Origin of the sequence: Roseateles koreensis, from assembly GCF_028595305.1 — a bacterium.
GTDB lineage: Bacteria > Pseudomonadota > Gammaproteobacteria > Burkholderiales > Burkholderiaceae_C > Paucibacter_A > Paucibacter_A koreensis.
The window spans coordinates 284,638-294,476 of sequence record NZ_JAQQXS010000005.1; the positions used below are offsets into that span (position 1 = coordinate 284,638).

Genomic DNA, 9,839 nt, shown 5'->3' on the forward strand with positions numbered 1-9,839 from the left:
TTGTCGAATTTCCTGCGAATACGAATAGAGCCTTCCCATGACCCCATTCCACCCCGGCCAACTCGTGATGGTCGACATCCAGGGCAAACATCTGGACGCGGCCACCGCCGAGTTTTTGCGAGCCAACCAGGTGCGCGCCGTCTGCCTGTTTCGCAAAAATCTGGGCACCGAAGCGGAAGTGCAGCAACTCACCCGTGACCTGCGTGCAGTGATGGGGCCGCAGGCCTTGATCGGCCTCGACCAAGAGGGGGGCTCGGTGGTGCGCGCCACCTTCTTGCCGCAGGCGCCGTCAGCGATGGCCTTGGGCGCGGCAGACGACGCCGAGCAGGCCGAGCGCGTGGGCGCGGCGGTGGCCCGCGGGCTGCGGTCCATCGGCATCAACTGGAACTTTGCGCCGGTGCTGGACATCAACAACAACCCGGCCAACCCGGTCATCGCAGAGCGTAGCTTCTCCGAAGACGCCGATGATGTGACGCGTTTGGCTGGCGCCTGGATGCGCGGCTCCCTGGCTGAAGGCGTGGCTTGCTGCGTCAAGCACTTCCCGGGCCACGGCGACACGCATGTGGACTCGCACCTGGCGTTGCCGACCGTTGATAAATCCCGTGCCGAGTTGGACGCGCTGGAGTTGCGCCCCTTCAAGGACCTGCGTGCACAAGCGCCCGCGATGATGACGGCACACATCGTCTATCCGCAGATCGACCCCGAACACCCAGCCACGTTGTCGAAGAAGATTCTTGGCGATATCCTGCGCCGCGAATGGGGTTACGACGGCGTCGTCATCACCGACGCGCTGATGATGAAGGCCATCTACGAGCGCTATGGCTACGCCCGCGCCGCAGTGCTGGCGATCCAGGCGGGAGCCGACATGATCCTGGCGCAGGGCAATCTGCAAGAGCAGGGCGCTTCCATCCAGGCATTGCAAGACGCCTTTGACAAGGGCGAGTTGACGGCGACCCAGGGCGAAACGGCGCGCGCGCGCCTGGACGCGCTGGCACAGGCCTACCCCGTTCGGCATGACAGTTATGTCGGTGAACCCCGACAGCAAGACGACGTGCTGATGCGCAGCGCCTGGGCGTCTGGCCTCACTGCCATGCGGGGCGCGGCCGCGCCGGCGCTGGATCAGCCCTTGCGGGTCTACACCCAGGCCAGCGTCGACAGCGACGGCGTGTCAGAGGCGGGCCCGTCGGGCGAGTTGGTACGCAGCTTGTTTGCCGGCTTCAGCGACGTCGAGTTCGTGGCGCTTGACAGCATCGACACGCTGGATTGGTCACGGGTACCGCCCGAGGGCCGATTCAACATCCTGGCTTCCAATCATCGTGCGCGTTATGGCACATATGCACAGGCTTGGCGGCCGGATCTGCACCTGGTGCTGTGGAATCCGTTCCAGGCGCTGGATGTCAAAGGCCCGACCGTGGTGACCTGGGGTTATGCCGAAGGCGCCCTGGCCGGCCTGAAGGGCTGGCTGGAAGGCCGGACGCAAGCCACGGCTCAGTCGCCCGTGAACTTGGGCTGATCGCCCGCGACATCAGCAAGACCCCAGGGAGAATTCCGCATGACCACACCTCGCGATCCGTCGGCCCCGGCTGTTATGGCCGTTGCTGATACACAGGGTTCCCCGATCCGCTGGGTACCCACCCTGTATTTCATGCAGGGCATGCAGTTCTTCGTGGTCATGCTGCTGGCCGGCCTGATGTTCAAGAACATGGGTGTGCCCAATGACCAGATCGCACGCTGGACCGGCCTGCTCGGGCTGGCCTGGGCGATCAAGCCGTTGTGGAGCCCATTTTTGGAGCTGGCGAGCAGCAAGAAGCGCGTGGTGGTCGCCATGCAGTTCACCGGTGCTGTGGGCTTGGGCCTGATGGCCCTGGCGGTGCAGATGCCCATGTACTTCGCGGCCAGCATTGCCGTGTTGTTCTTGCTGGCCTACGCCTCGGCCACGCATGACATTGCGTGCGACGGTCTGTACATGGCCTCGCTCGACAACAAGCAGCAAGCGGCCTATGCGGGCTGGCAGGGGGCGTTTTTCAATGCCTCGAAATTCCTGACCCTGGGCGGGCTGCTAGTGCTGGCCGGGCACCTGGAAAAGAGCATGGGTGTCTTCAACGCCTGGACCGCCATTTTTGTGCTGCTGGCTGTGTTGTCGGCGGCGCTGGCCAGTTACAACGCCCGCATGTTGCCCAATGTGGTCAACGCTTCGGCAGGGCAGCTGAGCGTGGCCACGGTGTGGACGACTCTGCAAGAGGTGATGGCCGATTTTTTGAAGAAGCCTGGCATCTGGTTGATGATTCTTTTCATCGTGCTGTTCCGCTTTGCGGAAGGGCAGGTGCAAACCATCGGGCCTTTGTTTTTGATTGAGGCGCGTGACAAGGGAGGCCTGGGCCTGAGCACTGAGCAGGTCGGTGGCATTTACGGCACCGTGGGCACTGCCGCGTTTTTGGTAGGCAGCATTTTGGGCGGCTATCTCACCTCGTGGCTGAGCCTGAAGCGCGCGATGCCGATCTTGATTCTGGCCATGGCTGTGCCCAATTTGACCTTCTACTACCTGGCCACCCATTTGCCTGGCGACATGCTGCACATCGGCACCGCCGTTGCCGTGGAAATGTTTGGTTATGGCTTCGGGTTCGTCGGCATGATCTTGTTCATCATGCAGGTGGTGGCGCCTGGGCGCTTCTCAACCGCGCACTATGCGCTCGGTTCAGGCGTCATGCAGCTGGGCTTTATCTTCTCCAAGACCATCAGCGGCGACATCCAAATGGCCATGGGCTATGAGCACTTCTTCCTCTGGACCATCGCTTGTGGCTTGCCAGCCTTGCTGCTGATGTTCTTCGTCAAGATGCCGCTGCCTTCAGCTGTCGAAGTGCAGGTTGCACCGGACGCTGGCGCCGCACCGCTGGCCTCGCGCTGACGGGGTGGTCGTGGCGGCGCACAATGTTTTTCTCCGGGCCGCCGCAGCATTTGCTGCGGCGTGTCTGCTCTTGGGTTCGGCCTTTGCGCTGCCTGGTGTGGCCGCAGCTGTGGCTGCAACTGCATCGGGTACTGCATCGGCCGGCCTCTTTTTTGATGATTTCTCTTACCCCGATACAGCGGGGCTGTTGAACCAGGGCTGGGCTGCGCGCAGCAAAGCCGGGCACCCCGGCGTGCCTGGGGCCCAGTGGGACCCCGCCCAGTTGCGCATGGTGGCCGACCCGACGCAGCCGGGTAATCGCTTGTTGCGCCTGCAAGCAGTGACGGACGGTACGGGCGCTGGCACCCGGCAGGTCCAGCTGTGCCATGCACGTAAATACCTGGAGGGCACCTACGCCGCCAGGGTGCGTTTCAGCGACACACCGGTGCGCGGCGCCGATGGTGACCCGGTGATTCAGACCTTCTACGTGGTCAGCCCGTTGCAGTTCGACCTGGACCCGGAGTTCAGCGAGCTTGATTTTGAGTACCTGCCCAACGGCGGTTGGGGCAGCGACAAAACGCGGCTGTACGGCATCACCTGGCAAACGGCGCGCATTGAGCCCTGGCTGGCCTATAACCAGAGCCATGAAGAATTCACCTCTGTCGACGGCTGGCATGTGCTGATGCTGCAGGTGGCCGGGGGCAAGACGCGGCACTATCTGGACGGCCGTTTGCTGGCCGAACACGGAGGCCGCAGCTATCCGGTGGTGCCCATGTCCATCAATTTCAATCTGTGGTTTTCACCCGGCGAATTGCTGGCGCAAAGCGCTGAGCCACGGGTTTATGAGCAGGATGTGGATTGGGTTTTTCATGCCCGCCAAAAGGTGCTGAGCCCCAGGCAGGTGCTGGCCGAAGTGAGGCGATTGCGCGCCGCCGGGGTCACCCAGGTCGACACGGTGCCAGTGGGCCAGCCCGCATTGCCGAGCCCCTGTGATTTTTGACGCCGTGATGTTTCGTTTTCTGTGATGAGGGTGAGTGCGATGAGCTCAGCAAAGCGCTATGCATCTGTTGATGCTCTCCGGGGGCTCTCCGTGGCCGCCATGTTGCTGGTGAACAATCCCGGCGATTGGGGGCATGTTTACGCACCGCTGGAGCATGCCGCGTGGAACGGCTGTACGCCCACCGATTTGATCTTCCCCTTCTTTTTGTTCATCGTTGGCGTGTCGATTTCGCTGGCCTTGGGCGGCCGGATTGAGTCGGGCGCGTCCAAAGCGCCGATGGCGAAAATGGTGGGCCAACGCGCGCTGCGCATCATGGTGCTGGGCTTGGTGCTGCATTTGCTGGCCTGGTGGTTGATGCACAAGCCGGAATTTCGCATCCCGGGCGTATTGCAGCGCATTGGCATCTGCTTCGCGCTGGTCGGTTGGGCGGTCATCTATTTGAGAAAGCGCTCGCAATGGTTGTTGCTGGCCGCGCTGCTGACGGCTTACGCGGCCTTGCTGCTCGGCGGCGGCAGCTTGGACAAGGTGGGCAATGTGGCCTCCCGCTTCGACGCGGCCGTGCTGGGCCGCTTCGCTTATGAGTGGGTTGCGAGTACCGGCCTGGGCCATGACCCTGAGGGGATTGTGAGCACCTTGGGCGCCTTGGCAACCTGCCTGCTCGGCGCCCGTGCGGGTGATTTGTTGCGCCGTGGCGCCGTGCGGTCTTTGCTATTGCAGGGGCTGGCGGCTGCGGCGCTTGGCTGGCTGGGCTCTGCCGTGTTGCCCTTCAACAAACAGTTGTGGACGCCAAGCTTTGTGCTGTGGACCGGCGGCCTGGGCGCTCTGGCCTTGGCGGGGGCGCATGCCCTGATCGATCGGGCTGGCTGGCCTGCGCTGGGGCGCAGCTTTGGCGTGAATGCCATCGCGGCCTATGCTGGCGCATGGATGTGCACCGTGCTACTGGAAGGCTTTGGCTGGATGGCGCCCTTGTATGCCTCCGGCTTCGGTTGGCTGCAGCCCTACATCGGCCCTTGGGGGCAATCGCTGGCGTTTGCGATCGCCTTTGTCGCGGTGTGGGCGGCGATTGTGATGGCGCTGGACCGCCGGGGTATTTATTTCAAGGTGTGATTTCAGCGAGCGGAGAGGGCCGGGCCGGGAGGCTCGCCCCAACGCTTATGCTCAAGCCGTGCCGAAGTCGTAAAAGGTATTGACCGTCAGTCGGCCGCTGCGCGGATTGCTGTCCAGGCTCAGTGCCGGGTTGATGCAGGCGCTGTGCAAGAGGCTGCCCGGATAGACCACCAGGCGGTTGAATCGGGCAGGCATACCTCCCAAGAAGGTGAACTGCTCGTCGGATTGATCGAAGTACCGCGGCAGTGGGCGCCGTTGATTGATCTCGTCGTAGTACACGTCCAGATAGTGCTCGCGGGTTTCGGGCGTGATCTGACGCAGGCCGGTGGCGTTATGGCGGTAAAAGCCGGTGCCCCCATGGCGTTCATCGCAGAGATAGAGCAGCACTGCCATGTGGTGAGATGTGCTGGCGTCAAAGTGCGGGGTGCGTTGCAGCGGGCCGAGTTCTTGCTCCGGCGTGGTGGTCAATGAAAAGGCGCAGATGCTTTTGCGCAGGGCGAGTTGCTCTGGAATGCCGAAGTTCACCCGGATCAAGGGATCGAGCAAGGCCGTGAGATTGGCCGAATAGTCGGCGGGCGCCTGAGCACGAATACCGGGGTAGCCCTTTTTTTCTGACACGCCGGGATAGGGCTCAAACTTGGCGAGGCAAGCGGCGTCCAGCATGGCTTGCGGGTCTTCCAGAAAATCGTCGATGAAGATGACGGGATGCCCGCCGATATCCACCGACTGGATGACCGGGGGCATGCGCAGGGCGTAGGGATCAGACATGGTCAATCGGGTGTGAAGGAGTGAGGGCGGGAGCGCTACCAAGGCGGGGGGGCTGCCCGCTAACAAAACGCCTGAATTGTCTCTCTGCATAAAAAATGCCCGGCCAAGGCCGGGCATTTGCAGTCACAGCGCAGAGGCTGTTTAGAACTTGGCGCTCACGCCGAGTTTGTAGGTGGTTTCACCCTTGAATGACCAGGCGGGGAAGCCGGCGCGCAGAGGATCTTTGATGGCCGAGTTGGAGGCATCAGCAGCACCGTACTGCACGTCGTCTTGCTTGAGCAGGTTGACAGCGTCCAGGGACAGCTTCACGTTCTTGGTGACGTTCCAGCCCAGGCTGGCGTCCAGCGTACCGAAGGCGTCGTGCATGCGGTTGCCGTACCAGAAAGCGCCTTCACGAATCATGTACTTCGAGCGCCAGTTGTAGGCCAGGCGCGCAGCGTAGGACTCGGTCTCGTAGTAGCCGACCATGTTCACGTTGTGCTTGGAAGCCTGTGTGAAGACGCCCAGGCCGTCGAGGTAGCTGCTGGCCGGTGCCGTACCTTCAGTGAAGGTGTAGTTGCCGATCACGCCAAAGCCGTTGTCGAAAGCATGGTTGGCTTGCAACTCCAGACCGCGGATGCGGCCACCGCCCGAGTTCACGTAGGTCTGAACCGTCCAGTTGTCCACCTTGGACACAGGGTCAACCAGGCCGACTTGCTGGTTGCTCTTCACGTCAGCGGTGATGAAGTTCGAGATGTCCTTGGTGAAGAACGTGGCGGAGACCAGATTGCCCTTGCCGTAGTAGTACTCCACACCGATGTCAGCGTTGCTGGACTTCATGGGCTTGAGCGAAACGCTGCCATTGGTCCAGGTTTCGTTGCCGACGCGGTCGTCGCCGTAGCCCGACACCGTCACGCCGAACATATTGGCAAAGTTCGGGCGGGTGATGGTCTGCGATACCGCCACGCGCATCACGGCATTGCGGCTCAGATCGAACGAGATGTTCGCGCTGGGCAGCACGTCGTTGTAGTTGGCAGACTTGGTGGCGAGCGTGCGGCCCCAGTTCTGGTTACCCGAGTAGTCGCCAGCGGCCAGGGGAGAGCCGTCAAAGGCGTAGCCCGTGCTCTTCACGTCGGTGGAGATGTAGCGCAGGCCGAAGTTGCCGCGCATACCTTGGGTGTCGAACTCGAACATGCCGTAGGCCGACTTGTTCTTCTCGTTCAACTCGCTGTAGCCCGAGCGGTCTTCGATCCAGCCAGAGATGTTCTTGCTGGTGTTGTCGAGCATGGCGCTGATGTTCGGACGCGGCACGTTCCAGCTGGCCACGCCGACCGAGCCGTCAAACAGGCCGGCGGTGTTGACAGGGGCAATGGTGCTGTTCCAGATCGGACGGAAAGAACGCTTCTCGAAGGTGTGGTCTGCCAGGCGGATACCGGTCTTGAATGCCGACAGCACGCCGACGTTCAGGTCAAAAGTCGCGTCCAGTTGGGCGTACTTTTCCTGATCTTTGTTGGGGCCTTTGGACGTCGCCCAGGTCTCAGGCGAGCTCGTTGCCGGCAAAGCCGACACGCCGAAGGACTGGTTCGACGTCGGGTTCACGGAGATTTGATGACCGGTGGCATCGATGGTGCCTTGCCACTTGGCAGGCGTGTCCCACCAGCCATAGGCGTAGTTGGTGGTCAACGATGTGCCACCGTCGGCCTTGGTGTTGCCGGCGACGAAGTCGAACTTGGCGCCTTCGGTCTTGTAGTGGCCGTCGAAGGTGACGCTGTCCGAGCTCATTTCGGCAGCGCGGGCCCAGTTCTGGTAGAACTGGTTCATCAACGGATTGGCCGCAGTGGTGGTGCTGTGCAAGCACACGCCATTGGGGTTGAAGGCGGAGACAACACCGGTGTCGCGTTTGTCGCAATTGGCGTCGTGGAAGATGTAGTCGCTGCTGTTCGAGTTGTTGGCCTTGAGTTTCAGGCTCAGCACATTCAGGCCCACTTCCAGGCCGTCAATTGGCTTGGCTTGCAAGGTGACGTTGAACGCATCGCGCTTGCGATCTTGCACGAAAGCTGTAGGCGCCACGTCGGAAGACCAACGGCTGTCGGCTTCGATGCCGCGGCGGATGTAGGCACCGTCAGAGTGACCTGCGGCAACCAGTGCGCCGAAGGTACGGGCAGCATTTTTCCAGCTGTAGAGGCCGGAAACTTCCTTCTCTGGGTCGCTGATCGTGCCGCGGCCGTACTTGGCGCTGACAAAGGCTGTGTTGGCGGCCATGTCCAGCGGCTTGCGAGTCTTCACGATGACCGTGCCACCAATGCCGCCTTCGGTCAGGTCAGCTTGGGAGGACTTGTAGACCTCCATGCCGCCCACCATTTCGGACGGCAGCAAGGAGTAGTTGAACGAGCGGTCGACGTCCATCTGGTCGTACCAGCCGGTCGAAGCGACGGTTTGGCCGTTCAAGGTGGTGTAAGTCATCTGCGGGTCAGAGCCGCGAATCGACACCGATGCGCCTTGACCGAAAGCACGGCCGACGGAAATGCCAGGAATACGGCCCAGAGATTGGCCGACGTCAGTGTCGGGCAGCTTGCCCACGTCTTCTGCCGACACGGCGTCAACCACGGCGCTGGCGTTGCGCTTGATGTTGGCGGCGGACTGCAGCGAGGCGCGAATACCCGTCACCACCACTTGTTCGAGCTGGGCCGTTTCGGCTGCGGGCGCGGGCTTTTGCTCAGCTTGCTGGGCTTGCGCAGCGAGCGCAAACCCCAGCAGCGTCATCGTGACCGCAGCAGCGATCGGCTTTTGTTGGACCTTCATGAAATGCTCCTCGATGTGGCCAAAAGAATCGAAACGGCCAGTTTCCAAAGGAAGCCCACTTGCACCATACCCATTCAAGCGATGGTCTGTGTTGGCTTCCACCAATGTCTTACGAATGCAACCAATGCCATGCCACTATACGACCCAGTAGTGCCACTTTGCTACCAATTTCAGGTCCGTGTTTTCCCTGCTGTGGCAGCGCCGCCACCTTGGATGTCTTCGTAGATGTCCCTTTTTGTCGAGGTTCTGGGGCGAGTGGCTGCTGTTGGCGGGCGGGAACGAACTTGGTAGCTGATTGGTATTACTTGTTATGACGGTACGCGGTGGGCTCAAACTGCTTGTGCTTTGGAGTGCGTGGCTTGTTGCGGGCTGGGGTGTGTTGGTGGCTGAGGGGCGTTGCGTCAGTCGTGTTGCTATGGGTCGTTCTGTTTGGCGGGCAAGGTGCTGTTGTGGCGCCTTGGTGGTGTCGCTGTGGTGCAGTTGCCGTGCAGTTGTTGATGGGTGTTGTCACGCAAGGCGCGGGTGTGGGTACAGCTTGGTGGCGACTCATTTCAAAGTTTTTGAGAAAGTTGTTTGCGCTCGAGAAATGCTGTGCTATAGTTGCGGGCTTGCCTCGGAGGGGTGGCCGAGTGGTTAATGGCAGCAGACTGTAAATCTGCCCTCTAACGAGTACGCTGGTTCGAATCCAGCCTCCTCCACCAAGGCAAAACATCACTTGATTCGTGAAGTTGGCGGTAAACGTTGATGCGTTAAGCGTTGAGGCGTTGAGGCGTTAAAGCGCTGGCGGCAGGGTCATCAAGGGGTGGTGAGATGGTTCTAGAAATAGAATGCAAGGCTCCCGGGCGGGAGTAGTTCAATGGTAGAACTCCAGCCTTCCAAGCTGATCACGCGGGTTCGATTCCCGTCTCCCGCTCCAGTGCTTGTTTTGTTTGAAGGCAGTAGAAAAGTCGTCGCCACAGATTTGTTGATTTGAGACTCTCGGGTTTCGTTGAAAGCAAGGTCAGCAAATCTGTGTCGATGCCCATGTGGCTCAGTGGTAGAGCACTCCCTTGGTAAGGGAGAGGTCACGCGTTCGATCCGCGTCATGGGCACCACCGCTTTTCTCTTAGTATCTTTTTTCTGAAGTCTGATCAGATCCTCGCAGGAGCGCAGAAATGGCAAAGAGCAAGTTTGAACGTACCAAGCCGCACGTCAACGTCGGCACGATTGGTCACGTTGACCACGGCAAGACCACGCTGACGGCTGCAATCGCCACCGTGTTGTCGGCCAAGTTCGGCGGCGAGGCCAAGGCCTACGACC

Annotated in this window: 7 protein-coding genes and 3 tRNA genes; 8 read left to right on the top strand and 2 right to left on the bottom strand. The window is 61.0% G+C overall.

Features of this window, described 5'->3' with window-relative positions; genetic code table 11:
* Positions 1–37: 37 nt before the first annotated feature.
* From nagZ to PRZ01_RS07635, 4 genes are read left to right on the top strand one after another with little or no spacing between them, the layout of a single operon-like run.
* Complete coding sequence (gene nagZ, locus PRZ01_RS07620; protein ID WP_273596173.1) at positions 38–1,513, top strand: beta-N-acetylhexosaminidase; 1,476 nt, start codon at positions 38–40, stop codon at positions 1,511–1,513.
* Between the two features lie 39 nt (positions 1,514–1,552).
* The gene (locus PRZ01_RS07625) at positions 1,553–2,905 is read left to right on the top strand and encodes an MFS transporter (protein WP_273596174.1); all 1,353 of its coding nucleotides are present in this window, start codon (positions 1,553–1,555) and stop codon (positions 2,903–2,905) included.
* 10 nt (positions 2,906–2,915) lie between these two features.
* Complete coding sequence (locus tag PRZ01_RS07630; protein WP_273596175.1) at positions 2,916–3,884, top strand: glycoside hydrolase family 16 protein; 969 nt, start codon at positions 2,916–2,918, stop codon at positions 3,882–3,884.
* Between the two features lie 39 nt (positions 3,885–3,923).
* Entirely contained in the window at positions 3,924–4,991 is a 1,068-nt protein-coding gene (locus PRZ01_RS07635; RefSeq protein ID WP_273596176.1) for an acyltransferase family protein, read from the top strand.
* Positions 4,992–5,042: 51 nt separating this feature from the next.
* Here PRZ01_RS07635 and PRZ01_RS07640 read toward each other — a convergent pair whose 3' ends face one another.
* Both PRZ01_RS07640 and PRZ01_RS07645 read right to left on the bottom strand, forming a co-directional pair.
* The gene (locus PRZ01_RS07640; RefSeq protein ID WP_273596177.1) at positions 5,043–5,759 is read right to left on the bottom strand and encodes a DUF6445 family protein; all 717 of its coding nucleotides are present in this window, start codon (positions 5,757–5,759) and stop codon (positions 5,043–5,045) included.
* 141 nt (positions 5,760–5,900) lie between these two features.
* A complete protein-coding gene (locus tag PRZ01_RS07645) occupies positions 5,901–8,540 on the bottom strand; it encodes a TonB-dependent receptor (protein WP_273596178.1) in 2,640 nt (879 codons plus the stop codon).
* Between the two features lie 615 nt (positions 8,541–9,155).
* Between PRZ01_RS07645 and PRZ01_RS07650 the strand changes: the two genes are divergently transcribed.
* The 4 genes from PRZ01_RS07650 to PRZ01_RS07665 all read left to right on the top strand — a co-directional run.
* A tRNA-Tyr gene (locus tag PRZ01_RS07650) sits at positions 9,156–9,241 on the top strand.
* Between the two features lie 141 nt (positions 9,242–9,382).
* A tRNA-Gly gene (locus tag PRZ01_RS07655) sits at positions 9,383–9,456 on the top strand.
* A gap of 103 nt (positions 9,457–9,559) precedes the next feature.
* A tRNA-Thr gene (locus PRZ01_RS07660) sits at positions 9,560–9,634 on the top strand.
* 60 nt (positions 9,635–9,694) lie between these two features.
* On the top strand, positions 9,695–9,839 hold a 145-nt coding region (locus PRZ01_RS07665; RefSeq protein WP_273596189.1), incomplete at its 3' end, for a GTP-binding protein.